This is a genomic window from Streptomyces sp. enrichment culture (assembly GCF_964273145.1).
Lineage (GTDB): Bacteria > Actinomycetota > Actinomycetes > Streptomycetales > Streptomycetaceae > Streptomyces.
On record NZ_OZ186873.1, the window covers coordinates 3,070,711 to 3,096,249 of the forward strand.

Sequence of the window (25,539 nt, forward strand, 5' to 3'; positions counted from 1 at the left end):
CTTCAGCCACACTTCTCGCATCACACGAGACCTGATGGTATGTCAGTTGTTATGCGGAGGGCGGCCACCCCGTCACCATCCGTGGCGACGCCGTACGGAGTCAGGAACGCCGTACGGCGAGCAGCGCCATGTCGTCGGTCATGCCGCCCCCGGAGTGCCGGCGCACGTCGTCGGCGAGCGCCGCCAGCAGGTCGGCGGGGTGGCGGAAGGTACGGCCGGCGAGCCGGGCGGCCGGGTCGTAGAACACGCCGCGGGCGTCGCGGGCCTCGGACAGGCCGTCGGTGTGGAAGAGCAGCGTGGCGCCGCCGGGGAAGGCGGTTTCGTCGGCGCGGTCGGGCCAGACGCCGAGTTCGCCCATGCCGAGCGGCAGCGCGGCCTCCCGGGCGGGCGGCAGCGGGCGCAGGGTGCCGTCGGCGTACAGCAGCAGGGGCGGCGGATGCCCCCGGTTGACGATGCGGACGGTCCCGTCGCCGTGCGGGAGTTCGGCGAGGACGGCGGTGATGAACCCCTCGAAGGCGTCGATCCCCTCGCGCCGGGCGCCCTCGCGGGCCAGCGCCCGCTCCAGCCGCTGGGTGACCGCCTCCAGCGTGGCCTCCTGCTCGGCGGCCTCCCGGAACGCCCCGATCACCACGGCGACGGCCGCGACCGCGCCCATGCCCTTGCCGCGCACGTCCCCGACGACGAGCCGGACACCGTGCGGGCTGTCCTGCACGGCGTACAGGTCACCGCCGATGAACGCGTCCGCCTGCGCCGCCTCGTAGCGGGCCGCGATCTCGAACCCGCCGATCCGTTCGGCGGGTTCGGGCAGCACCGCCCGCTGCGCCGCCTCGGCGATCTCGCGGGTGGAGGCCAGGCGCCTGTCGGTGCGCCGGACGAGGCCGTTGATGAGCACGGCGAGCGCGGCGACCGTCGCCACGGTGACCAGCTCGGTGAGCGCGTCGATCCGCGCCAGGTCGCCGAAGCCCAGGTGGATGCCGAGCACGGCGGCGACGGAGGCGAGGCCGGTGAGCAGGGTGGCGCGCCGGGAGAAGAGCGGGGCCGCGACCAGGGGCGCGGCGGCGAAGAGGGGGGACGCGGTGAAGGGGCGGGGGGTGAGGCAGTCGTACAGCACGCCGATGACGAGGAGCAGCACGGGGAGGGGCCGTACGAACGCCTGGAGCCGGGAGCCCGGCCGCCCCTCACCACCACCCGGCGGCACGGGTCCGGCACCGCCGTGCGGCCCCTCGTCCACGTCGCCAGGCCGCACCACTCGTCTCCCACCGGTTCCGCGGCTCGCGCCCACGCCGTCGCCGTCCGCCCTGTCCCGTCCGTCCAGGGTTCCCGGCGCGGGGGCGGGGAGCGAGCCGGGAGGGCCGACCGGATGACCGTACGAGGGGCGCGGGGGACGGGACGGGGCCGAGGGGGCGGGAAGCGTCCGCGAACGCACCGACGGCCGGAACCCTGTCGGATTCCGGCCGTCGGCCTTCAGTAGCGGGGACAGGATTTGAACCTGCGACCTCTGGGTTATGAGCCCAGCGAGCTACCGAGCTGCTCCACCCCGCGTCGTTGTGTCTCAAGAGTACCCCATTTCCGGGGCCGTCCCGCACACGGGTTTCCGGCGCCTCCTCCGGCCCCCTCCTCACCTGGGGTTTTCACTCTCCCGGGTTGTCCGCGTGGGTCGGGGTCTCCCACGCGACCGAGGGGCCGCCGGTGCCGGACGGCCGATCGGCCCACCGGGGGTCGGCCGGTCAGCCGGTCAGGTGCCGGTTGGGCGCCTTGGCCCGCTCCTCGAACTCGGGGAGGACGACGACGGCGGCGCCCTGGGCGGTGAGCACCCCGCTGCCGTCGGCCCCGGGCACGAAGGTGTCGGGTTCGCGCCAGGCCGTCACCACGCGCCGCACCCCCGCGTCGAGGATGAGCCGGGCGCAGGGGGCGGGCCGGGAGGCGCGGCGGGCGCAGGGTTCCAGGCTGCTGTACACCGTGGCGGTCGCGAGCCGCGGGTCGGCCGGGTCGGTCTTGGCCAGGGCCGCCTCCTCCGCGTGCACCACCGGGTCCCCGCCCTCCCGGGAGTGGCCGCGGGCGAGTTCGGTGCCGTCGGCGGCGACCACCACCGCCCCCACGCTGAACGCGGTCCGGGAGGGCGGGCACTGCGCCGCCAGTTCGCAGGCGAGGCCGAGCCAGTACCGGTCGGCGGCCGCCTCGGCGGTGCCCGCCCCGGGGGCCGTCGGCCGGTACCTCATAAGCACGACGTCCCCGATCCGCCGCGTCTCCACCAGCCGCATCCGCCCGCCCGGGTAGGCGCCGGGCCCGAACAGCCTGGGCGCCTCCGGGTCACCGACGATCAGCGGCGCCAGCGCCAGCTGGAGTTCGTCGGCGAGCTGCCGCTGCAGCAGCTGCGTGTGGACGGTCCCGCCGCCCTCCACCATCAGCCGCCGCACCCCGCGCTCGTCGTGCAGGTGCTCCAGCGCCGCCCGCCAGTCGAGCCGGTCGCCGAGCGCGACGACGTCGGCGGCGATGCCGAGCGCGCGCGCCGTCCGGGCGCCCCGGTCCGTGGTGAGGAGGACCTTGTCGCCGCCCGTGTGCCAGAACAACGCACCCGGGTCCAGCTCCCCCGACCCGCTGACCGCCACCTTCGACGGGAACTCCGGCTTCCCCGCGGCGATCCGGGCCGCCCGCCGCTCGGGCGAGTTGACGAGCAGCCGCGGGTTGTCGGCCCGGATCGTGCCGGCCCCCACCAGGATCGCGTCGGCGGACGCCCGTACCTCGTCGACCCGGTCGAAGTCGTCCGGGCCGGACAGCAGCAGGCGCTCCGGGCCGGCGTCGTCCAGGTACCCGTCGAGGGAGACGGCGGCGGAGAGCAGGACGTACGGCAGGGGCATCGGCGGGCTCCGGGGGGGTCGAGCGGTGCGGACGGCAGGACAACGCTACGGGGACGCCCCCGGTCCCCGTCGGCCGCGGGCAGCCGCCGGCCGCGTGACTCCGCCACCCTCAGGACGCCGGCCAGGCACTCGGAGAGCCGGATCGCGGCGTAGCGCGCCTCGGCGTCGGGGGACAGGGGGTCCGCCAGCACCTCGCGGGCGCTGCCGAGCACGTCCGTTCCGACGGCGAGCTGCCTGGCCTCCGGTCCGGCCACCTCGCCGGGTCCTCACGTGGTTCAGGCCAGGCATCCATATAGCCCTCTGCATATAAGAGGGATCCACTCGAACGTGTAGCTGCGCAGATGCCTGGCTTGGCCACATCAGCGATACGGAGCGCCCGACCGTCCTGGAGCCCTTGGGCGCGGGACCGCTCCGCGTCCAACCGGCCGATCCCACCGCCGAGAAGATCGGGTCGGGAGAGCCGGCGCCGGACAGGCCCATCCCGTCGGGGAACCACCTCGCCGACGAGTACGGAGTCGCGCGGCTCACCGCACGACGAGCCGCGCAGGAACTGCGCGGACGAGGTCTCGTCGTCACCGTGCGCGGCAAGGGGTCCTACGTCGTGGAGCAGCCGCCGAACGACTCACCCCGGAACGAGGACGGGACCGCCGGCTGACGCGCTCCCCGCGCGGCCCCTCGCCCCTCCCGGAGCCAACCCCCGTGCGACCGCGTGCACTTCGGTGGAGCGCCGGTGGAGCCGGTGATGTCGGAACGACTTCGACCCCCGGTCGGATGACGTCTGACCGGGGGCCGAGCGGTAGGCCCTGTGGGACTCGAACCCACAACCAATGGATTAAAAGTCCACTGCTCTGCCAATTGAGCTAAGGGCCCAGGCACGGGTGCCACCCCGAGCATAGCCGGACCCGGCCGCGTCTCCGATCGGGTATCGGGGACACGGCCGTGTCACGGGCCGGACAAGGGGCATCCGTCACGGATCGACCGGATCGTCGGCCCGCCCGCCGGCCGGCCCGGACGCGTCCGCGCGGGGCGCCTCCCCCGCCCGTGCCCCGGCCCGGGCACGGGCATGGCCGGGGACGAGGAACCAGTGCCGGGCCGACGCCAGCCACCAGGTCGCGGCGAAGCCCAGGACGACGAGGACGGCGACCGGGGCGTAGTTGAAGGTCTCCCGGGTCACCGGGGACACCTGGGGCAGCATGAACAGGACGGTGATGAAGCCGACCCAGGCCACGGCCACCACGCCCACCGCCCGCGACCAGCGGCCCAGGTGCCAGGGGCCGCGCTCGAAGGCGGCGCCCTTGCGGACGCGCAGCAGGGTCGGGACGGCGTAGGCGATGTAGAGGCCGATCACGGCGATGGAGGTGACCGCGGCGTAGGCCGTGACGTTGATCAGGTACGGCAGTCCCAGCACCAGCGCTCCCCCCGCCGCCAGCCACACCGCGGCGACCGGGGTGCGGGTGCGCGGGCTCACCGTGTGCCAGAGGCGGGAGAAGGGCAGCGCCCCGTCGCGGGAGAAGGCGTAGATCATGCGGCTGTTGGCCGTCACCGAGGCCATGCCGCAGAAGAGCTGGGCACCGATGACGACGAGCAGCAGCAGCTTCCCGGCGGTCGCGCCGAGCGCGTCGAGCAGGATCTGGGCGGGCGGGGCACCGGTCGGGGAGTTCAGGGCGCCCTCGTAGGACCGGATGGCGAAGGTGAAGCCGAGCAGGAGGGCGAACCCCGCGATCCAGGAGGTCCAGATGGCGCGGACGATGCCCTTCGGCCCGGCGGTGGACGCGTCCCGCGTCTCCTCCGTCATGTGGGCGGAGGCGTCGTAGCCGGTGAAGGTGTACTGGGCCATCAGCAGGCCGAGCAGGACGACGTACGCGCCGCTGTCCCAGCCGGTGTTGTTCACGAACTCGCCGAAGACGAAGGATGCGGGCCGGTGCCGGTCGGGGACGAGGGCGAGCGCGCCGACGATGACCGCCACGCCCAGGACGTGCCACCACACGCTGACGCTGTTGAGCAGGCCGACGACGCGGACGCCGAAGGTGTTCAGCAGGCCGTGCAGGAGCAGGATCGCCGCGAAGAGCAGGACGGTGCGGCCGGGGGTGACCTCGAAGCCGAACTGGAGGTTCAGGTAGGCGCCGAGGAAGGACGCGGCGCCGAAGTCGATGCCGGCCGTCACGGCCACCTGGCCCAGCACGTTGAACCAGCCCGTGAACCAGGCCCAGGCCGCGGCCGTCCGGGCGGGCGCCAGCCGGTGCGCCCAGAAGTACAGGCCCGCCGAGGTCGGGTACGCCGAGCAGATCTCGGCCATCGCCAGCCCGACGAACAGCGTCATCAGGCCGACGGCGACCCAGCCCCAGGTGATCACGGCGGGGCCGCCCGTGTTCATGCCGAAGAGGTAGAGGGTCAGGCAGCCCGACAGGACCGAGATGATCGTGAAGGAGACCGCGTAGTTGGAGAACGCCGACATGCGGCGGGCCAGGACCTGGGTGTAGCCGAGCTGGGCCAGCCGTTCCTCGTCCGACAGCCCGCCGGCCTTGCCGTCATCCGTCATGCCCCCAGCGATTCCCTCGCCGGGGGCGTGACATGCGTCACTCGCCTGCCGGAAACGGCGGCCGCGGACCGGTCAGCGCACCAGCCGGACCGTGCCCCGCACCTCCAGCGGAGCGCCGACGCCGTCCGCGGGGGCGACGGACAGCGTCCAGTCGTAGGAGCCGGCGGGCAGGGCCGCCTCCCCGGTGGGCACCCGCTGGTTGCCGTGCCAGCCGACGCTCAGCAGGCCCCGGGCGGCACCGCCGTCCCGGGTGTCGACCACCTTGCCGGTCGCCTCGCTGCGCACGGTCAGCCGCCAGCTCGCCGACGGCTTGGACAGCAGCACGGTGGTCAGGGTGCCGGGAACGGTGTCGTGTTCGCGGCGTGTGACGGACGCGGCGTTCCGGGCCGCCTCCAGCGGACGCAGCGGCTGCTGCGGAACGCCGGACGGTACGAGGTGGACCCGCTCCTGCGCGTCGACGTAGGCGGCGTTCGGACCGGACTCGTCGACGGTCCAGCGCAGGTCGCGCTGCGAGACGCCGGTGTCGGGCAGGTCGCCGATCACCCGGCTCGCGGGAGCCCCGCCGGTGACCGTGGTGAGGGTCAACTTCCCGGCCCGCCGGTCGTGCGTGACGACGTAGCCGTCGCCGAGCTTCGCCTCGTGCGCCGGGACCGGGACGGACTTCCTCGCCGTACGGTCGTACACCCCGGCCCGGCCGTCGCAGGTCCAGTACAGCCAGCGGCCCAGCGCCTGGAGTTCGGTGGGCTCGCAGCCGGCGTCGGTGGTGAGGGTCTCGGTGGTCTTCCTCGTGGACAGGTTGTAGGCGGTGACGCTGCCGGGAGTGCGGCCCGCGGTCCACAGCAGGTCGCCGGAGAGGGCGGCGGCGCCCGCGGCGCGCAGGACGGTCGCGGGGCGGGCGACCCGCGACGCGCCCTCCGGCCAGGCCACCCGGTCGTCACCCGCCCGCTGGACGTACAGCAGCTTGGGCGTCGCGTAGATCAGGTACTCGCCGGAGACGTCGGTGATCCGCCCGCCCTCGGGAAGCGTGGTCCGCTCCCAGCCGTCGTACTCGCCGGCCCCGTCGGCCCGGACACTGACGTGCGGCGGGGTGCCGGACTCCAGCCAGGCGACACGGCCGTCCGCCATGCCGTGGATCGGGGTGCAGGTGCCGCCCTCGCCCGGGCAGCCGCCCATCCCGAATCCGGAGGGCCGGAACGCACTGCGCTCACCGAACTCGGGTGTCCCCGTCGCGGCGACCGTGCGGACGAAGTCGTGCCGCAGCCCAGGACCGGTGTACTCCGCGACGACGAGCCGGCCGTGGTCCAGGGACAGCCCCTGGATCGGTATCGGCGGCCTGCCCAGCGACTTGACCTGCTCGACCACGGGAGCGCCGCCGCCGGCGCCCGGACGGATGCGGTGCACACCCCAGTCGTCCATCCCCGGAGTGCGGCCGACGGCGAGGGCGGCACCGGCCGGGGTGGCGGCCACGCCGGAGTCGGAGACGCCGAGCAGGGTCACCGGCGCACCGCCCGCGATCGGCACGGCCTGCACGGCCTGGGCCGAGGCGGGCCGGTGGACCAGCCAGTCGCCGACCACGGTGAGGTCGCTCGCCGGGGCGTGGTCGCCGGGCAGGGTGACCGTGACCGGGTCCGCCGACAGGTCCGTACGGGGCACCACGAGGACGTCGGGACGGCCCGCACCGGCGTGCAGGACGATGTGCGCGGGCGAGAGCTGGGCGTAGTAGTAGTCCGTCGGCAGGGCCCGGGTCCAGTTCCTGACCCGTCCGGTGGCCCGGTCGACCTCCACGATGCGGGTGGTGCCGTCCAGCCGCCCCACGAAGAGGATGCTCTCGTCGTCGGCTCCCCGCGGCATGCCCAGCCGCATGCCGGCCGGCACTCCCGTGACCTCCGTGCCGGTCGCGGCCCCGTCCTCTCCCACGGCCCACAGGTGGAAGACGCGGCTCGTGGTGTCCCCGGGGACTCGGTCGTGGGCGCTGACGGCGGTGGTCCCGTAGGAAACCCCCGTGTCCGTGTGGCCTTCGGGAAGGCGGAACGTCCGAGTCGTGCCGTCGGCCGCGTTCCACAGGACGATGCGGCCGTCCTTGTAGCGGTAGGCGAGGATGTCGCTGCTCGTGCTCTTGACGGACGTGACGCCCTCCTGCGGGGGCGCGGGAACGGTCCTGCCGTCCGAGTAACGCGTCCACACGGTGCCCTCGTGCCCCTCCATGCTGTGGAAGAAGCCCTGTTCCCCGGCGCCGTACCGGCCGGTCGTGGGGTCGTTGTGGAGCAGCCGGCCCCCCAGGTGGTCGTAGCGCAGCGCCGCCGGCACCACCGTCTCCCGCGGCGCCTCCGCCGCCGACGCCGGTGACAGGGCCGGGCTCAGCCCGGCGGCGAGCGCCACGGACGCCGCGACGGCGACGGCCGCGCGTTTGGCGCGCGAGCGGCGTACGAGGACATGTCGAACCAAGGCGAGTCCCTCCCCATGCGTACGAGGGGAAGCGTGCACCGCGCTCCGGCACCACCGGTCGCGGCGAGATCCTCGGCCCCCGCCGCCACGCCCCGTCCCTCGGAAGTCGGCTGATCTTACAGGTTCTTCACAGCCTGTCAGCACCTCCGGGACGGCGGAAAAGCGCCGTGGCCCCCACCCGTCAGGGCAGGGGCCACGGCGCTCAGTGCTGCTTCACCGGGACCGGATCAGCCGTTGCGCTTCCAGCGCGGCTTGTCCTCGCGGCGCCCGAAGGACGAACCACCGCGGTGGTCGTCACGACGGCCGTACGGACGCTCGTGCCCGCCGGCGCGGTAGCCGGGGCGGTCGCCCTGGCGGTCGCGGTTGAAGGGGCGGTCGCTGCCGGGGCGGTCGGCCTGGCGGTCGCGGTTGAACGGGCGGTCGCTGCCGCGGTGCCCGCCCCGGTCGTCGCGGCGGAAGCCACCGCGGTCGTCCCGGCGCTCGAAGGAACGCCCGCCACGGTCGCCGTCACGACGGTCGTCCCGGCGGAAACCGCCCCGGTCGCCACCGCGCTCGCCGTCCCGGCGGTCGCCGCCTCGGAAGCCGTCACGGTCGCCGCCGCGGAAGCCACCGCGGTCGCCGCCGCGGTCGTCGCGGCGGAAGCCACCGCGGTCGTCCCGGCGCTCGAAGGAACGCCCGCCACGGTCGCCGTCACGACGGTCGTCCCGGCGGAAACCACCGCGGTCGCCACCGCGCTCGCCGTCCCGGCGGTCGCCGCCGCGGAAGCCGTCACGGTCGCCGCCGCGGAAGCCACCGCGGTCGTCACGACGGAAGCCGCCCCGGTCGTCCCGGCGCTCGAAGGAACGCCCGCCCCGGTCACCGTCACGGCGCTCGAAGGAACGGTCCCGGTCGTAGGACCGCTCGCGCCCGAACCCGCCGCGCTCCTCACGCCGCTCACGCCGCTCGTACGACCCCGAAGGCGCCGTGCGCTCGGACCGCTCCGGACGCTCGGACCGCTCGAATCGCTCCGGCCGCTCCACGTCCCGCGCGCCCGGCTGCTCCGGCACCGACGCCTCGACCGGCGTCGCCGCCGCGGTCGCGGTCACCTCGTCCGCACCGGCCGCCGCCGTGACAGCGGCGGGGTCCTCGCCCCGCTCGCGCGCCACCCGGGCGAGGAGCCGGTCGGCTTCCTCGCGCAGCTCGGTCGCGCGCCGCTGGGCCCGCTCCAGCTCCTTGGTGAGCTGGGCGACCTCGCGCTCGGCCTGCTGCGCGGCGTTGCCCGCGGACTCCGCCTGGACCTCGGTCATCGACCGGGCACCGGTGATCTCGGCGACCTCCGGGTCGAAGGCCGCGCCGCCCTGGATGATGTGGCGCTGGGCGTCGACGCCCGCGTCCTCCATCAGGCGGAAGATCTGGCGCCGCTGGTGCGGCAGGGACAGGGAGACGACCGTGCCGGTGCGGCCCGCGCGGGCGGTGCGGCCGGCCCGGTGCAGGTAGTCCTTGTGGTCGCCGGCCGGGTCCACGTTCAGGACCAGGTCGATGCCGTCCACGTGGATGCCGCGCGCCGCGACGTCGGTGGCGACCAGGACGTTGACGTACCCGTCCTTGAAGTCGGCCAGCGTGCGGGTGCGCGCGCCCTGGGTCATGCCGCCGTGCAGCGCTTCGGCCTTCACGCCCGCCTCGCGGAGCTGGTCGGCGACGCGGTCGGCGCCCAGCTGGGTGCGGACGAAGATGATGGTGCGGCCCTTGCGGGCGGCGATGGCCGCGGTGACCGGCGCCTTGTCCTTGGGCTTCACGACCAGGATGTGGTGCGACATGGTCGTCACCGCGCCCTGTGCCGCGTCGACCTCGTGCGTGGCCGGGTCGGTGAGGTACCGGTCGACGAGGGTCTTGATCTCGTTCTCCATGGTGGCGGAGAAGAGCATGCGCTGACCGCCCGCCGGGACCTGGTCGAGCAGCTCGGTGACCTCGGGCAGGAAGCCCAGGTCCGACATCTGGTCGGCCTCGTCGAGGACGGTGATCTGGACGTTCTCCAGGGAGCAGGCGCCGCGGTTGATGATGTCGCGCAGTCGGCCCGGCGTGGCGACGAGCACGTCGACGCCCTTCTCCAGGGCGTAGATCTGGTTGCCCATGGAGGTGCCGCCGCAGACGACCTTCATCTTCAGACCGAGGACGTCGCCGTACGGCTGGAGCGCGTCGGCGACCTGCATGGCCAGCTCACGGGTGGGCGTCAGGATGACGGCCCGCGGCTTGTGCTTCTCGGTGCGGCCGCCGGCGAGCTGCGTCAGCGTCGGCAGGCCGAAGGAGAGGGTCTTGCCGGAACCGGTGCGGCCCCGGCCGAGGATGTCCTTGCCGGCCAGGGCGTCCGGGATGGTCGCGGCCTGGATCGGGAAGGGGGAGGTCACGCCGTTCTGCGCGAGCTTGCGGACGACGCCCTCGGGCAGCCCGAGGTCCGCGAACGTGACCTGGGGGGTGTCGGGGGTGTCGTTCCCCGCGTTCCCCGTGGTCTCCGTGTCCTCCACGGGCTCCGTGTTCACGAAGGCCTCGGGGGTCTCGGGGTGCTCGGGGTTCTCGGACACGACGACGTGATCAGAACTGGTGATGGACATGCGAATGCGAAACCTTCCGGAGGATCGTCGGCACGCGCCCGTCAACTCCGTGATTCGCGATTCGCAATACGACCGCCTCGATGCGGTCCACCACGGCTTAGGAGAGTACGCGCCACACGGCGCGCTCTGCGTTGGCGCCGGGCAAATGGGATCAAACGATCTGCCACCATACGCACTCATCACCCCCAAAGGCAAGCCGACCGGCAAACCCCAGCTCAGCCCGCCCCTCCCCCTCCTGACCCACTCAGACCGGTGCCCCCGCCTCCGGCGCCGGTTCACGCTCCACCGGTTTGCGCCGCGCGAGCTGCGGCCCCGGCGGCTCGTGCGCCGACGACGACGGCTCGGCCACCGTGGGGTCCGGCGTCGGGGTGGCGGGGGGCTCCCTGGTCGGCGTCGGTTCGGGGGCGACCGTACGGGTGGGTTCCGGAACGGACGTGCGGGTGGGAGCGGGCTTGACCGGCCCGCCGCCCGCCGGGACGGACACGATCGGACCGGCGGTCGGCGCGCCCGGCGCGGGCTCCTCCCCGTCCCCGCCCTTCTCCTCGCCGTCCTTCCCCCGCTCCCCGCCCTTCCCCTTCCCCTTGCCCTTCCCCTTGCCCTTCTTCCCGCCCTTGCCGTCCTTCTCCCCGTCGTCGGCCGCCGCCGCGCCGTACCCGGATCCCCCGCCCGGCGCCACCACCCCGCCGTCGGGCTCCTTCGCGCCCCGCTCCCCGGCGGACTGCGACGGCTTGGCGGTCCTGCCGGAGGCGTCGTCGCCCACACTCATGCAGCCGGCTGCGGCGGCGACGGCCACGACCGTGGCGGCCAGGCGGACGGGTACGAACAAGGGGCGCACGGGAAGCCACCTCCGGAGCGGGGTGAATGAGTCAACGTGCCCAACTCCCGCCGCCCGCAAGAGGACACGCGCTCCGCACCGGCGGATGTCACCCGTACCCGAGGGCGTGCAGCCGCTCGTCGTCGATCCCGAAGTGGTGCGCGATCTCGTGCACCACGGTCACCTCCGTCTCGGCGACGACCTCCTCGCGCGTCCCGCACAGCCGCAGCGTCGGCCCCCGGTAGATCGTGATGCGGTCCGGCAGCACACCCGCGTACCACTCGCCGCGCTCCGTCAGCGGAGTCCCCTCGTACAGTCCGAGCAGCTCGGGGTCGTCCGCCGGCGGCTCGTCCTCCACGAACACCGCGACGTTGTCCATCAGCCGCGTCAGCTCCGGCGGGATCCGGTCCAGCGCCTCGGCGACCAGTTCCTCGAACTCCTCGCGCGTCATCTCCAGCACAGGCCCATTGTGGGGTACGCCACGCTCGTGCGAGAGGGGTCCGCGCCCCGCATACCCACCCCCGGACATGGGCATAGGGGATCAATGGTCCGCGTCCCCGCCGCAGTCCTGAACATGTACGACCGCATCCGCAAGACCCCACGCCCCCTCACCCGGCGGCACCGCTCCCGCCGGGCACCGGCCACCACGGTGGAACTCGCCCGCCGGCCCCGCCCCTGGCGCCGCGCCGCCGGGCTCGTCGCCGTCGTCGTCCTCGGCGCCTGGCTGGGCCTGCTGGTCGTGGGCAATGTGCGCGTCCCCGTCGGTCCGATGAACACGACGATGACCCTGCGCCCGTCCCTCACCGGCGGCACGAAGATCAACGTCTCGCCGATCGGCGCGCTCCAGTTCGACAGCCACATCGCCCCGGTCCGCCTGGACGTGAACGTCGACCAGCTCGACCCGGACCGCGCCCAGGCCCTCGTCGACCACCCCGAACGCCTCTCCGGCCTCCAGGGCGAGGTGGCCCGGGACGTCACCCGCGGCACCCTCGACCTCGCCGTGCGCTCCGGCGTCGCCGTCGTCACCGGCGCCACCGCCCTCGGCCTCGTCGTCTACCGCCGCCCCCGCCGCGCCCTCGCCGCCGGCGGCCTCGCCCTGGCCCTCCTGGCCGCCTCGGGCGGCACCGCGTACGCCACCTGGAACCCCGACTCCGTCCTGGAGCCCCGGTTCTCCGGCCTGCTCTCCTCCGCCCCGTCCCTGGTCGGCAACGCGCGCAGCATCGTCACGGAGTTCGACGTCTACCAGAAGGAGCTGGCCCGCCTGGTGACGAACGTGACGAAGCTGTACGACGTCACCTCCACGCTCCCCGCCTACGCCCCCGACCCGACCACCATCCGGGTCCTGCACGTCTCCGACATCCACCTCAACCCGGCGAGCTGGAAAATCATCGCCTCGCTGGTGAAGCAGTACAAGGTGGACGTGATCGTCGACTCCGGCGACACGATGGACCACGGCACGGCGGCCGAGAACGGCTTCCTGGACCCCGTCGAGGACCTGGGCGCCCCCTACGTCTGGGTCCGCGGCAACCACGACTCGCGCGTCACCCAGCGCCACCTGGAAGGCATGAGGAACGTGCACGTCCTCGACGACGGCCGCGCGACGACCGTCGCCGGCCTGCGCTTCGCCGGCATCGGCGACCCCCAGTTCACCCCCGACCGCTCCACGAAGCCCGGCGCCGAGGCCTCCCAGGAACTGGCCGGCGCCCGCCTCGCCTCCGCCCTGCGCGACCAGCGCGCCGCCGGAACCCCCGTGGACATCGCCATCGCCCACGAGCCGTCGGCGGCCCGCGAGGTCGACGGGGAGGTGCCGCTGGTGCTGGCCGGCCACATCCACCACCGGAAGACGCAGGTCATGAAGTACGGCACCCGGCTCCGCGTCGAGGGCTCGACCGGTGGCAGCGGCCTGCGCGCCGTCGAGGACGAGCACCCCGACCCGATCCAGGCGTCGATCCTCTACTTCGACCGCGACACCCGTCGCCTCCAGGCCTGGGACGAGATCGAACTGGGCGGCCTGGGACTGACGACGGCCGAGGTCAGCCGCCACCTCCCCAAGGAGAACCAGCCGGGGGCCGCCCCCACGCCGACCGCCTCCCCGTCCCCCTCCGCGACCCCCGCCCCGTAAACCGTTTTGGCGATCTCTCCCGCCATCCCCTATGCTTCTCACGTCCCCGACGCGCTGAGAAGCGCCCAGGCGGGCCGATAGCCCTCATCGTCTAGCGGCCTAGGACGCCGCCCTTTCAAGGCGGTAGCACGGGTTCGAATCCCGTTGGGGGCACGCAGTACGGTGTGCGACACTTGCCTACGTTGGTTCGCACACAGCCACGCTTGGTCCTGTGGAGCAGTTTGGAGTGCTCGCCACCCTGTCAAGGTGGAGGCCGCGGGTTCAAATCCCGTCAGGACCGCTGAGGTTTCACGTGAAACCTCGTGGCTGGGTAGCTCAGTTGGTACGAGCGTCCGCCTGAAAAGCGGAAGGTCGCCGGTTCGACCCCGGCCCCAGCCACCATCACCCCCGTCGGGATTCCCGGCGGGGGTTTTGTTGTGTCCCCCCGCCCCCTGATCGCGCCTGTGCGGGCGTCGTCCCGTTCACCACCGGAGGTACGACGGCCCAGGACGTGGCCGTACCCGGATCCGCGTGGCCCGTCCCGTACGCGGCCCCCAGCGTCCGTCGGCAGGCGGGCGCTGGGAGCGGCCCGGTTCCGGCGACCGCCGGTCCGTGGCCGCCGGCGGGGCCGGGGCGGGGCCGGGGACCGGGCCGGGCAAAAGCGTTCGCCACGAAATTCCCGGGGATGAGATCCTGGATCGCGTATGTCTACGCACTCCGCCCCCGCCCTCGGCAGTCTCGCCTCCCGCCTGACCGAGCTGTCCCTGCGTGACGCGCACCGCCTCGGCCGGCGGCTGGAAGGCGCGCGCAAGATCCGCAAGCCGGAGGCCCGTGCCGCCGTCCTCACCGAGATCGAGGCGGACGTCGAGCGGGCCGAGCGGCGCATCGGCGAGCGCCGGGCCCGCGTGCCCGACGTCACCTACCCGGAGCAGCTGCCGGTCAGCCAGAAGAAGGACGCCATCGCGGCGGCCATCCGTGATCATCAGGTGGTGATCGTGGCCGGTGAGACGGGGTCCGGCAAGACGACGCAGATCCCGAAGATCTGCCTCGAGCTCGGCCGGGGCGTCCGCGGCATGATCGGGCACACGCAGCCGCGCCGGATCGCCGCCCGGACGGTCGCCGAGCGCGTGGCCGAGGAGCTGGACACCCCGCTCGGCGAGGCCGTCGGCTGGAAGGTCCGCTTCACCGACCAGGTGGACCCGGACGCCACCTTCATCAAGCTGATGACGGACGGCATCCTGCTCGCGGAGATCCAGACCGACCGCGAACTGCGCGCCTACGACACGATCATCATCGACGAGGCGCACGAGCGGTCCCTGAACATCGACTTCCTGCTCGGCTACCTCGCCCAGCTGCTGCCGAAGCGTCCCGACCTGAAGGTCGTCATCACCTCGGCGACCATCGACCCGGAGCGTTTCTCCCGGCACTTCGGCGACGCCCCGATCATCGAGGTCAGCGGCCGGACGTATCCCGTCGAGGTCCGCTACCGGCCGCTGCTGGAGGAGGACTCCGACGACGCCGACCGCGACCAGATCACCGCCATCACGGACGCCGTCGAGGAGCTGATGGCCGAGGGACCCGGCGACATCCTGGTCTTCCTCTCCGGGGAGCGGGAGATCCGCGACACCGCGGACGCGCTCGCCAAGAAGCAGTACAGGTCCACCGAGATCCTGCCCCTGTACGCCCGGCTCTCGCACGCGGAGCAGCACCGCGTCTTCCAGCCGCACTCCGGCCGCAGGATCGTCCTGGCCACGAACGTGGCCGAGACCTCGCTGACCGTCCCGGGCATCAAGTACGTCATCGACCCCGGATTCGCCCGGATCTCCCGCTACAGCCACCGCACCAAGGTGCAGCGGCTGCCGATCGAGCCGATCTCGCAGGCCAGCGCCAACCAGCGCAAGGGCCGCTGCGGCCGTACCTCCGACGGCATCTGCATCCGGCTGTACAGCGAGGAGGACTTCGCCTCCCGCCCGGAGTTCACGGACGCGGAGATCCTGCGGACCAACCTCGCCTCCGTCATCCTGCAGATGACCGCCGCCGGTCTCGGCGACATCGAGAAGTTCCCCTTCATCGACCCGCCGGACCACCGCAACATCCGCGACGGCGTCCAGCTGCTCCAGGAGCTCGGCGCGCTCGACCCGGCGCAGAAGGACCCGCGCAAGCGGCTGACGGAGACCGGCCGCAAACTGGCCCAGCTGCCCGTCGACCCCCGCCTGGCCCGGATGGTGCTGGAGGCCGACAGGAACGGCTGCGTGCGCGAGGTCATGGTCATCGCCGCCGCGCTGTCCATCCAGGACCCGCGCGAGCGCCCGGCCGACAAGCAGGCGCAGGCCGACCAGCAGCACGCCCGCTTCAAGGACGAGACCAGCGACTTCCTCGCCTACCTCAACCTCTGGCGCTACATCCGCGAGCAGCAGAAGGAACGCGGCTCGTCCTCCTTCCGCCGGATGTGCAAGCAGGAGTACCTCAACTTCCTGCGCATCCGCGAGTGGCAGGACATCTACACCCAGCTGCGCTCGGTCGCCAAGCAGATGGGCATCCACCTCAACGAGGACGACGCCCCCGCCGACCGCATCCACGTCTCCCTCCTCGCCGGCCTGCTCTCGCACATCGGCATGAAGGACGTCAAGAACGCCGCGGGGGAGGGCGGGAAGAGCACGGCGAGGAACGAGTACCTGGGTGCCCGCAACGCCAAGTTCGCGATCTTCCCCGGTTCGGCGCTGTTCAGGAAACCGCCGCGTTTCGTGATGTCCGCCGAACTCGTCGAGACCTCCCGGCTGTGGGCCCGGGTCAACGCGAGGATCGAACCGGAGTGGGTCGAGCCGCTCGCCCAGCACCTGGTCAAGCGCACGTACAGCGAGCCGCACTGGGAGAAGGACCAGGCGGCGGTGATGGCGTACGAGAAGGTCACGCTGTACGGCGTGCCGATCGTCGCCCAGCGCAAGGTGAACTACGGCCGGATCGACCCCGAGGCCAGCCGCGAGCTGTTCATCCGGCACGCCCTGGTCGAGGGCGACTGGCGCACGCACCACAAGTTCTTCGCCGACAACCGCAAGCTGCTCACCGAGGTCGAGGAGCTGGAGCACCGCGCGCGGCGCCGGGACATCCTGGTCGACGACGAGACGCTGTTCGACTTCTACGACCGGCGGATCCCCGACCACGTCGTCTCCGGCGCCCACTTCGACTCGTGGTGGAAGCACAAGCGGCACGAGCAGCCCGACTTCCTCGACTTCGAGCGCGAGATGCTCATCAACGAGAAGGCGGGCGCGGTCACCAAGGACGACTACCCGGACTCCTGGCGCCAGGGGAACCTGAAGTTCCGCGTCACGTACCAGTTCGAGCCGGGGGCGGACGCCGACGGCGTCACCGTCCACGTCCCGCTCCAGGTCCTCAACCAGGTCACCGGCGAGGGCTTCGACTGGCAGATCCCGGGCCTGCGGGAGGAACTGGTCACCGAGCTCATCCGCTCCCTCCCCAAGCCGATCCGCCGCAACTACGTCCCGGCCCCGAACTACGCCAAGGCGTTCCTGGAGAAGGCGGTCCCGCTCCAGGAGCCGCTGACGGTGACCATGGCGCGCGAGCTGAAGCGCATGGTCGGCGTCCCCTTCGAGGCCGAGGACTTCGACTGGTCCAAGGTCCCCGACCACCTCAAGATCACTTTCCGGATCGTCGACGAGCGGCGCCGCAAGCTGGCCGAGGACAAGGACCTGGAGGCGCTCAAGCTCCGGCTGAAGCCGAAGGCGAGGAAGGCCCTGTCCCAGGCCGCCGCGGCCACCGCCTCCCGCCAGGGCGGGCCGTCCCTGGAGCGCGAGGGCCTGACCGACTGGACGATCGGCACGCTCACCCGGGTCTTCGAGACGCGCCGCGCCGGGCAGCCGGTGAAGGCGTATCCGGCGCTGGTCGACGACGGGCCGGCGGCGAACACCGTCTCCGTCCGGCTCTTCGACACCGAGGACGAGCAGGCCGAGGCGATGTGGAAGGGCACGCGCCGGCTGATCCTGCGCAACATCCCGGTCAATCCAGCGAAGTTCGCATCCGAAAAGCTGACCAACCAGCAGAAGCTGGGGCTGTCGGCGAATCCGCACGGTTCGATCCAGGCCCTGTTCGACGACTGCGCGACGGCCGCCGCCGACAAGCTGATCGCCGACTTCGGCGGCCCGGTGTGGGACGAGGAGTCGTACCGCAAGCTGTACGACAAGGTCCGCGCGGAGATCGTCGACACGACCGTCCGCACGGTGGGCCAGGTCCAGCAGGTGCTGGCCGCCTGGCAGGCCTGCGAACGCCGCCTGAAGGCCGTACGGAGCCCCGCGCTGCTGCCGAACCTCCAGGACGTGCGCCGGCAGCTGGACGGTCTGGTGAAGCCCGGCTTCGTGACGGAGGCGGGCATCGAGCGGCTGCCGGACCTGATGCGCTACCTGATCGCCGCCGACCGGCGCCTGCAGCAGATGCCGACGGGCGTCCAGCGGGACACCACCCGCATGGAGAAGGTCCACGAGATGCAGGACGAGTACGCGTGGCTGCTGGAGCAGATGCCGCAGGGCCGCCCGGTCCCGCGGCAGGTCCTGGACATCCGCTGGATGATCGAGGAGCTCCGGGTCAGCTACTTCGCGCACGCGTTGGGCACGGCGTACCCGGTCTCGGACAAGCGGATCGTGAAGGCGATCGACGCGGCGGCGCCGTGACGGCGTCCGCACGGAGGGTGAGTTCGACCAGGGGGCTCACCCTCCTGTAGAGTCTCTTCTCGCAGCGCAACGCACGAAAAGCGCGGCAAATCCTGGTCCTGTGGAGCAGTTTGGAGTGCTCGCCACCCTGTCAAGGTGGAGGCCGCGGGTTCAAATCCCGTCAGGACCGCAGTGAAGAGTGAGGCCCGCGCCCGAAAGGGACAGCGGGCCTCACTCGTTTCGCCACGCGTGCCCCTCCCCCGCCCTCCCGCCGAGGCGGCGGCCGCGACCGGGTATGGCATTCCGTCAGGACCGCGGCGACGAGCGAGGCCCGCGCCCGGAAGGGACGGCGGGCCTCGCTCGTGTCATCGCGCCGGGAGCGCGACGGGAGGACCCGGGCCGGCGGATCCGGGCCCCTCCTCGTGCGCGCGCCGTTCGGCGCCACCCGGCGCCCGTGGCCCGGAAGGCGCCGGGCGTCCCCTCGCGGCCTTGACGGCGTCACATTCACTGGGTACTCCGGAAGCAGGGCCCCTTCCCCGTGCGGCCCTCCCGGAGGTGGCGTATGGCGGCATCGGCGAGGCACGAGACGCGGGCACTGCTCCGCGCGCACCTGTCGGCCGCGTCGTCGTACCGCCATCTGACGCGCCACTGCCCGATCTGCCACCGCCTGCTGCGGCTGGCGATGGATTCCGCGGCACAGCCCGTGGACGGCCCCCAGGAGGCCGAGGAGGACGAAGCCCCCTCCCCGGCGTGACCCCTCCGGCCCAACACCCTTACGGCGATGGGGTCCTGGCGGACGAACCTCCTCTACCGCACATATGCCAGGGACAACAAGCTCCGTCAGGTGTGACGGGTGTCACCGCATGAGTTTTGAAAACCTCGGTATTTACACCTGCCCTACAACCGGTCAATTTAATATGTGCAATTGCACCGGTGTCCTGGGCGGTCGCACAGCCGATCCGACACCCCTCCCCAGACTCCCGCAAGGACGCTCACAGGGACGCCCCCCGGGCCCGCCACCAGGCACGAAAAGCCCCTGATCAACACGGGGAAGCCCGCCCCGCACAAAAAAGATCGCGCCGGACTCGGCGGAGTCCGGCGCGATCGACGACGCGCCCCTACCGGGGCAGGGGGCCTGTTGGGGCAGGTCCCCACGTCGCTTGGAGCTGTGGGTCCGAGCGCTTCGGCAGGTTGGGGGACCCGCCGGTTTGCCCGGTTATGCGGTTGTTCAGGCCTCGCTGCGCTGCTGCGGGATACCCGCGAGCAGGGCGCGGACCTCGGCCTCGCGGTAGCGGCGGTGCCCGCCGAGCGTGCGGATCGACGTGAGCTTGCCGGCCTTCGCCCAGCGCGTGACCGTCTTCGGGTCGACGCGGAACATGGTGGCGACCTCAGCCGGGGTCAGCAGCGGCTCGGCATCAGGGGTGCGAGCGGTCATGAGCGGCCTCCTCGGGAGAACCGAACCTTCTCGGTTCTTTCCTCTAAATTCTGCACCTTGACCCGCGTTGCCCGAAATGGCGGACGCGAGTCGAGTCGGTTATAGGACGAACGGCTTGTCCTCGGCACTACAACTACACCATCTGTCCAGCCGCGTCGGCCAAACCGATGGAATTGCCCTCCCAGGTGTTCATCAGCGACGGAAGCCGATGGACCATGCCATAGCGGACAGTCACGCCACTGTGACGATCAGTCACAGGGCGATCAGGAGTTACCAGACCCCCCAAAGCAGGCATTGCCGAGATTCCCCCCATAATGCAACACATCGGGATGGACGGAGCCTCCCCGGACTCCTTGTCCTATTTTGGCATGAGGGTGGGCAACACGCGCAAGGGTGGGGTACGTGCGGTCCGTCACGCTTGACGCAAACGCCCGGATCGGGACCTACATCCCGTGCTGGACCCGTGCCCGCCCGGGAGTGCTCCGCTTTGACGGAGCATCAGGAACCTCAGAACGAGGACGAAACCCCAAAACGAGCGTTACGTCAAACGCCCGTTCGTCACCCGCGCCGGGGTCAGTTCGCCGACCGCCGGTCGCGCACCGCCCGCCACCGCTCCACGAGCCGCCCGTACGCCGCCCCCGCGGCCGCCTCGTCACCGTGCCGCAGCGCCTCGATGCCCTCGGCCACGTCCGCCGCCGAGTGGTCGTCCGCCAGCTCCCCGGCCGGCAGGGCGTGCACCAGCCCGCCGTAGTCCAGCTCGACGTACGACCGCGGATGGAACTCCTCCAGCCAGCGCCCCACGTCCACCAGGCCGTCGATCAGCGGCCCGTCGTCCACGGCGCTCCTCAGGGCCCGCAGCGCCCGCGCCACCCGCCGCCGGGCCTGCACCATGGGCGTCCGGTAGCGCAGCACCGGCGGCTCGGCGCCCGTGTCGCCCGAGCCGCCGGCGTACTCCCGCTCCTCGTCGGCGACGAGCACGAACCAGTTGATCGGCACCTGCCAGGTGGAGGTGCGGATCCACGGGCGGGCGTCCGGGTTGCGGGCGAGCCAGCGCTCGTAGTCCTGCGCAACCTGACGGCGGACCAGCGGGGGCAGTGCCGCGTCCAGGACCGGCGGCGGGAGCTCCCCCGCGGCCTCCTCCAGGGCCTGCCAGCCGCGCAGCCGGGTGCGCCACGGGCACACGCAGAGCACTCCGTCGGCCTCCAGCACGAACGCGTCGCCGCTCTCGTGCACCGGCACCGCGACCGGCGGGGTGGGCACCAGGTCGGCCAGGGCGCGGCGGAGTTCCTCCTGGCAGGTGGGCAGGTCGTCGCGGCGGGCGTAGCGCGCCCAGTGGCCGCGCTCCGGCTCGGGGAAGGCGGCCAGCGGCTCGTACACGCGCAGGTACGCCGCGTAGGGAACGATCACCGAGGTCACCTTGGGCACGCCTGCTCCCTCCCCCGCGCACCGTCGCGAAAACCTGCGGAACGGCCGCAGACGCGCGGGAAACCCACGCGCATCGTCGCACGGCCGTACTCCGTGCGGAGGTGATCCCGGACACGGTGCGGCGGCGGGGCACCGTCAGGCTCTAATCTCGTGCCACCAGCTCCCGCCACCCCTGGGGGCCCGCCTCCGACCGGCGCAACGTACCGAGGAGTCACCACCGTGACCGACGTAACCGGCGCACCCGCTGACGTCCTGCACACCCTGTTCCACTCGGACCAGGGAGGCCACGAGCAGGTCGTGCTCTGCCAGGACCGTGCCAGCGGCCTGAAGGCCGTCATCGCCCTGCACTCCACCGCCCTGGGCCCCGCGCTCGGCGGCACCCGCTTCTACCCGTACGCGACCGAGGCGGAGGCCGTCGCCGACGCGCTGAACCTCGCGCGCGGCATGTCGTACAAGAACGCCATGGCCGGGCTCGACCACGGCGGCGGCAAGGCCGTGATCATCGGCGATCCCGAGCGGGACAAGACCGAGGATCTGCTGCTCGCCTACGGGCGGTTCGTCGCCTCGCTCGGCGGGCGGTACGTCACCGCCTGCGACGTCGGCACGTACGTCGCCGACATGGACGTCGTGGCGCGCGAGTGCCGCTGGACCACCGGGCGGTCCCCGGAGAACGGCGGCGCGGGCGACTCGTCCGTGCTGACCGCCTTCGGCGTCTACCAGGGCATGCGGGCCTCGGCCCGGCACCTGTGGGGCGACCCGGCGCTGCGCGGCCGCACGGTCGGCGTCGCGGGCGTCGGCAAGGTCGGCCGCCACCTGGTGGAGCACCTGCTGGCGGAGGGCGCCCGGGTCGTCGTCACGGACGTCCGCGAGGAGGCCGTGCGGCGGATCACCGAGCGGCACCCGTCGGTGCGGGCCGTCCCCGACACCGACGCGCTCATCCGCACCGAGGGCCTGGACGTCTACGCGCCCTGCGCGCTCGGCGGGGCGCTGAACGACGACACCGTCCCGGCGCTGACCGCCGCGGTGGTCTGCGGCGCCGCCAACAACCAGCTCGCCCATCCGGGTGTGGAGAAGGACCTCGCCGACCGCGGGATCCTCTACGCACCGGACTACGTGGTGAACGCCGGCGGGGTCATCCAGGTCGCCGACGAGCTGCACGGCTTCGATTTCGAGCGGTGCAAGGCGAAGGCGGCGAAGATCTACGACACCACGCTCGCGATATTCGCACGTGCGAAGGAAGACGGTATTCCACCGGCCGCGGCGGCCGACCGGATCGCCGAGCAGCGGATGGCGGAGGCCCGCAAGGGCCCGGCGGCGGGCTGATCCGGGAGCGACTCCGCGGACTTGACCGCACGTGTGAGCGGTACCCGCCGGTGGCCGGTTGGAGAGAACTCTCACTTTCACCGGCGGGTCGATCGGGGATAAGTGGTTAAAATCGCGGTTGACCAGCGAGGACAGGGCACCTCGAAGGTCTCGGGCGCGGGCACGTCATGCGGGCGACGTACCGTATGGGCGCGGGCTCAGGTACCGTGGAAGCCCTACGGACCGGCCTCTCCACGGAGAGTCCGTTCTGGATCATGAACGCGTGTCAAGACTCTGGGGCCGTCGAGCCCCGTCGTTGAGGGGGTCGAGCCATGGGGCGCGGCCGGGCCAAGGCCAAGCAGACGAAGGTCGCCCGCCAGCTGAAGTACAACAGCGGTGGGACGGATCTCGCACGCCTGGCCGAGGAGCTGGGCGCATCGACTGCGAACGCGTCGCCAAGCGGCGGCGAACGGTTCCAGGACGATGAGCACGACGACGACCTGTACGCAAAGTACGCCGACCTCTACGAGGACGACGACGAGGACGGGGACAGCCAGTCCCCGCAGCAGCGTCGCGGCGCTTGACCTTGCACTGAGCATCAGCCCGGCCGGTGACGGACGTCACCGGCCGGGTTCTGTGCTGCCCGAGCAGCCGGGCCGGCCGTGACCCCGCCCGCGGGGGCGGGACCACGGGAAGCGGCCGGTGCTCAGCTCGCGTAGTCGCCGACCAGGGCGGCGCCCGTCGCGTGGTCGCCGCGGCCGGTGATCTCGCCGGCCACCCAGGCCTCCACACCGCGGTCGGCCAGGGTCGCCAGCGCCACGTCCGCCGACTCCTGCGGCACGACCGCGATCATGCCGACGCCCATGTTGAGGGTCTTCTCCAGCTCCAGCCGCTCGACGTCGCCGGTCCTGCCGACGAGGTCGAAGACCGGGCCGGGGGTCCAGGTGGAACGGTCGACGATCGCGTGCAGTCCGTCGGGGATGACCCGGGCCAGGTTGGCCGCGAGCCCGCCGCCGGTGACGTGGCTGAACGCGTGCACGTCGGTGGTGCGGGTCAGGGCCAGGCAGTCCAGCGAGTAGATCTTCGTCGGCTCCAGCAGTTCCTCGCCGAGGGTGCGGCCGAGCTCGTCGACGTGCGTCTCCAGGGCCAGGCCGGCCCGGTCCAGCAGGACGTGCCGCACGAGCGAGTACCCGTTCGAGTGAAGACCGGAGGCCGCCATGGCGATCACCGCGTCACCTTCGCGGATGCGGTCCGCGCCGAGCAGCCGGTCGGCCTCCACCACGCCCGTACCGGCGCCGGCGACGTCGAAGTCGTCCTCGCCGAGCAGGCCCGGGTGTTCGGCCGTCTCGCCGCCCACCAGGGCGCACCCCGCCAGCACACAGCCTTCGGCGATGCCCTTGACGATGGCGGCGACGCGCTCGGGGTGGACCTTGCCGACGCAGATGTAGTCGGTCATGAACAGCGGCTCGGCGCCGCACACCACGATGTCGTCCATGACCATGGCGACCAGGTCGTGGCCGATGGTGTCGTAGACGCCCATCCGGCGGGCGATGTCGACCTTGGTGCCGACGCCGTCCGTGGCGGAGGCCAGCAGGGGGCGGTCGTAGTTCTTCAGGGCGGAGGCGTCGAAGAGGCCGGCGAAGCCGCCGAGGCCGCCGAGGACCTCGGGGCGCCGGGTCTTCCTCACCCACTCCTTCATCAGCTCGACCGCGCGGTCGCCCGCCTCGATGTCGACACCGGCAGCCGCGTAGGAAGCACCGGAGGCACCGGTGACACCGGTGGGGGTCTCAGACATTGCCTGGGATCTTTCGGGTTGGTGATACGGGGCTGGCGGGTGCCTACGGACGGCGGATGGCGTCGGAGGCGGCCGTGCCGGCGGGCCCGGCGGCCAGCTCGGTCTCCAGCAGCTGCTTGCCCAGCAGCTCCGGGTCGGGGAGCTCCATGGGGTACTCGCCGTCGAAGCAGGCGCGGCACAGGTTCGGCTTGGCGATCGTCGTCGCCTCGATCATGCCGTCGAGGGAGATGTAGGCGAGGGAGTCGGCGCCCAGGGACGTGCCGATCTCCTCGACCGACATGCCGTTGGCGATCAGCTCGGCGCGGGTGGCGAAGTCGATGCCGAAGAAGCACGGCCACTTCACGGGCGGGGAGGAGATCCGGATGTGGACCTCGGCGGCGCCCGCCTCGCGCAGCATGCGGACCAGGGCCCGCTGGGTGTTGCCGCGGACGATGGAGTCGTCGACGACGACCAGCCGCTTGCCCTTGATGACTTCCTTCAGGGGGTTCAGCTTCAGGCGGATGCCGAGCTGGCGGATGGTCTGGGAGGGCTGGATGAAGGTGCGGCCCACGTAGGCGTTCTTCACCAGGCCGGCGCCGAAGGGGATGCCGGACGCCTCGGCGTAGCCGATGGCGGCCGGGGTGCCGGACTCCGGGGTCGCTATGACCAGGTCGGCCTCGACCGGGGCCTCCTTGGCAAGGCGGCGGCCCATCTCGACGCGGGAGAGGTACACGTTCCGGCCGGCGATGTCGGTGTCCGGGCGGGCCAGGTACACGTACTCGAAGACACAGCCCTTGGGCTTCGCTTCCGCGAATCGGGAGGTGCGCAGGCCGTTCTCGTCGATGGCGACGAACTCGCCCGGCTCGATCTCGCGGACGAAGCTGGCGCCGGTGATGTCCAGGGCGGCGGTCTCGGAGGCGACGACCCAGCCGCGCTCCAGGCGGCCGAGGACCAGCGGGCGGATGCCCTGCGGGTCGCGGGCGGCGTACAGGGTGTGCTCGTCCATGAAGACGAGGGAGAAGGCGCCGCGCACCTGGGGCAGCACCTGACCGGCCGCCTCCTCGATGGTCAGCGGTTTGCCGTCCTCGTCGACCTGGGCCGCCAGCAGCGCGGTGAGCAGATCGGTGTCGTTGGTCGCCGCGACCCGCGTGGAGCGGCCGTCCTGCTTGGGCAGGTCGGCGACCAGCTCGGCGAGCCGGGCGGTGTTGACGAGGTTGCCGTTGTGACCGAGCGCGATGGAGCCGTGCGCGGTGGCGCGGAAGGTGGGCTGGGCGTTCTCCCACACGGAGGCGCCGGTGGTCGAGTAGCGGGCGTGTCCGACCGCGATGTGACCCTGGAGCGAACCGAGCGAGGTTTCGTCGAAGACCTGGGAGACCAGGCCCATGTCCTTGAAGACGAGGATCTGGGAGCCGTTGCTGACCGCGATTCCCGCGGATTCCTGACCCCGGTGCTGGAGGGCGTAGAGCCCGAAGTACGTGAGCTTTGCGACCTCTTCGCCCGGAGCCCAGACACCGAAGACGCCGCATGCGTCCTGGGGGCCCTTCTCGCCGGGGAGTAGATCGTGATTGAGTCGACCGTCACCACGTGGCACGCCTCC

General features: G+C 72.3%; 17 protein-coding genes and 6 tRNA genes. 10 read left to right on the forward strand and 13 right to left on the reverse strand.

The genetic code is table 11. The features are described 5' to 3' along the window. Nucleotides 1–100 precede the first annotated feature (100 nt). From ACSU6Z_RS13825 to ACSU6Z_RS13835, 3 genes are all read right to left on the reverse strand, one after another. Entirely contained in the window at nt 101–1,246 is a 1,146-nt protein-coding gene (locus ACSU6Z_RS13825; protein WP_437045696.1) for a PP2C family protein-serine/threonine phosphatase, read from the reverse strand. 222 nt (nt 1,247–1,468) lie between these two features. After that, a tRNA-Met gene (locus ACSU6Z_RS13830) sits at nt 1,469–1,542 on the reverse strand. Nucleotides 1,543–1,727: 185 nt separating this feature from the next. After that, the gene (locus ACSU6Z_RS13835) at nt 1,728–2,858 is read right to left on the reverse strand and encodes a dihydrofolate reductase family protein (RefSeq protein ID WP_437045698.1); all 1,131 of its coding nucleotides are present in this window, start codon (nt 2,856–2,858) and stop codon (nt 1,728–1,730) included. Nucleotides 2,859–3,252: 394 nt separating this feature from the next. Here ACSU6Z_RS13835 and ACSU6Z_RS13840 point away from each other — a divergent pair, with 394 nt between their 5' ends. Beyond that, nucleotides 3,253–3,513, forward strand: a complete 261-nt coding sequence (locus ACSU6Z_RS13840) for a GntR family transcriptional regulator (protein ID WP_437045699.1) — start codon at nt 3,253–3,255, stop codon at nt 3,511–3,513. 142 nt (nt 3,514–3,655) lie between these two features. Here ACSU6Z_RS13840 and ACSU6Z_RS13845 read toward each other — a convergent pair. The 6 genes from ACSU6Z_RS13845 to ACSU6Z_RS13870 all read right to left on the reverse strand — a co-directional run bounded on the left by ACSU6Z_RS13845 (nt 3,656) and on the right by ACSU6Z_RS13870 (nt 11,704). Then, nucleotides 3,656–3,728: transfer RNA gene (locus ACSU6Z_RS13845), tRNA-Lys, on the reverse strand. A 97-nt stretch (nt 3,729–3,825) separates the two neighbouring features. Further along, nucleotides 3,826–5,397, reverse strand: coding sequence for an amino acid permease (locus ACSU6Z_RS13850; protein WP_437045700.1), 1,572 nt, complete (start codon nt 5,395–5,397; stop codon nt 3,826–3,828). 72 nt (nt 5,398–5,469) lie between these two features. Then, nucleotides 5,470–7,842: an FG-GAP repeat domain-containing protein gene (locus tag ACSU6Z_RS13855; protein ID WP_437045702.1), complete on the reverse strand. Its 2,373-nt coding sequence runs from the start codon at nt 7,840–7,842 to the stop codon at nt 5,470–5,472. Between the two features lie 227 nt (nt 7,843–8,069). Then, a complete protein-coding gene (locus ACSU6Z_RS13860; RefSeq protein WP_437045704.1) occupies nt 8,070–10,430 on the reverse strand; it encodes a DEAD/DEAH box helicase in 2,361 nt (786 codons plus the stop codon). 244 nt (nt 10,431–10,674) lie between these two features. Next, entirely contained in the window at nt 10,675–11,265 is a 591-nt protein-coding gene (locus ACSU6Z_RS13865) for a hypothetical protein (RefSeq protein ID WP_437045705.1), read from the reverse strand. Between the two features lie 88 nt (nt 11,266–11,353). Then, entirely contained in the window at nt 11,354–11,704 is a 351-nt protein-coding gene (locus tag ACSU6Z_RS13870) for a metallopeptidase family protein (protein WP_437018254.1), read from the reverse strand. Between the two features lie 84 nt (nt 11,705–11,788). Here ACSU6Z_RS13870 and ACSU6Z_RS13875 point away from each other — a divergent pair, with 84 nt between their 5' ends. From ACSU6Z_RS13875 to ACSU6Z_RS13905, 7 genes are all read left to right on the forward strand, one after another. Beyond that, nucleotides 11,789–13,366 (forward strand): metallophosphoesterase family protein, encoded by a 1,578-nt coding sequence (locus ACSU6Z_RS13875; protein ID WP_437045707.1) that lies wholly within the window; start codon nt 11,789–11,791, stop codon nt 13,364–13,366. Between the two features lie 80 nt (nt 13,367–13,446). Further along, nucleotides 13,447–13,519: transfer RNA gene (locus ACSU6Z_RS13880), tRNA-Glu, on the forward strand. A gap of 52 nt (nt 13,520–13,571) precedes the next feature. Further along, a tRNA-Asp gene (locus tag ACSU6Z_RS13885) sits at nt 13,572–13,646 on the forward strand. 24 nt (nt 13,647–13,670) lie between these two features. Beyond that, nucleotides 13,671–13,747, forward strand: a tRNA-Phe gene (locus ACSU6Z_RS13890). Nucleotides 13,748–14,049: 302 nt separating this feature from the next. Further along, nucleotides 14,050–18,027 (forward strand): ATP-dependent RNA helicase HrpA, encoded by a 3,978-nt coding sequence (gene hrpA, locus ACSU6Z_RS13895; RefSeq protein WP_437045709.1) that lies wholly within the window; start codon nt 14,050–14,052, stop codon nt 18,025–18,027. A gap of 94 nt (nt 18,028–18,121) precedes the next feature. After that, nucleotides 18,122–18,196, forward strand: a tRNA-Asp gene (locus ACSU6Z_RS13900). 372 nt (nt 18,197–18,568) lie between these two features. Further along, nucleotides 18,569–18,760 (forward strand): DUF6274 family protein, encoded by a 192-nt coding sequence (locus ACSU6Z_RS13905; protein ID WP_437045710.1) that lies wholly within the window; start codon nt 18,569–18,571, stop codon nt 18,758–18,760. Between the two features lie 474 nt (nt 18,761–19,234). Here ACSU6Z_RS13905 and bldC read toward each other — a convergent pair whose 3' ends face one another. Both bldC and ACSU6Z_RS13915 read right to left on the reverse strand, forming a co-directional pair. Beyond that, nucleotides 19,235–19,441, reverse strand: coding sequence for a developmental transcriptional regulator BldC (bldC, locus tag ACSU6Z_RS13910; RefSeq protein WP_003949541.1), 207 nt, complete (start codon nt 19,439–19,441; stop codon nt 19,235–19,237). Between the two features lie 573 nt (nt 19,442–20,014). Continuing rightward, complete coding sequence (locus ACSU6Z_RS13915) at nt 20,015–20,866, reverse strand: hypothetical protein (RefSeq protein ID WP_437045712.1); 852 nt, start codon at nt 20,864–20,866, stop codon at nt 20,015–20,017. A gap of 219 nt (nt 20,867–21,085) precedes the next feature. Between ACSU6Z_RS13915 and ACSU6Z_RS13920 the strand changes: the two genes are divergently transcribed. Continuing rightward, on the forward strand, nt 21,086–22,189 hold the full coding sequence (locus ACSU6Z_RS13920) for a Leu/Phe/Val dehydrogenase (protein ID WP_437045713.1): 1,104 nt from the start codon (nt 21,086–21,088) through the stop codon (nt 22,187–22,189). 311 nt (nt 22,190–22,500) lie between these two features. Continuing rightward, nucleotides 22,501–22,752, forward strand: coding sequence for a DUF3073 domain-containing protein (locus tag ACSU6Z_RS13925; RefSeq protein WP_437045715.1), 252 nt, complete (start codon nt 22,501–22,503; stop codon nt 22,750–22,752). A gap of 122 nt (nt 22,753–22,874) precedes the next feature. On the opposite strand, the gene purM is transcribed toward ACSU6Z_RS13925, so the two are convergent. Together purM and purF are read right to left on the reverse strand one after the other, a co-directional pair. Beyond that, nucleotides 22,875–23,963 (reverse strand): phosphoribosylformylglycinamidine cyclo-ligase, encoded by a 1,089-nt coding sequence (gene purM, locus ACSU6Z_RS13930; RefSeq protein ID WP_437045717.1) that lies wholly within the window; start codon nt 23,961–23,963, stop codon nt 22,875–22,877. 43 nt (nt 23,964–24,006) lie between these two features. After that, nucleotides 24,007–25,533: an amidophosphoribosyltransferase gene (gene purF / locus ACSU6Z_RS13935; protein ID WP_437045718.1), complete on the reverse strand. Its 1,527-nt coding sequence runs from the start codon at nt 25,531–25,533 to the stop codon at nt 24,007–24,009. Between the last annotated feature and the right edge of the window lie 6 nt (nt 25,534–25,539).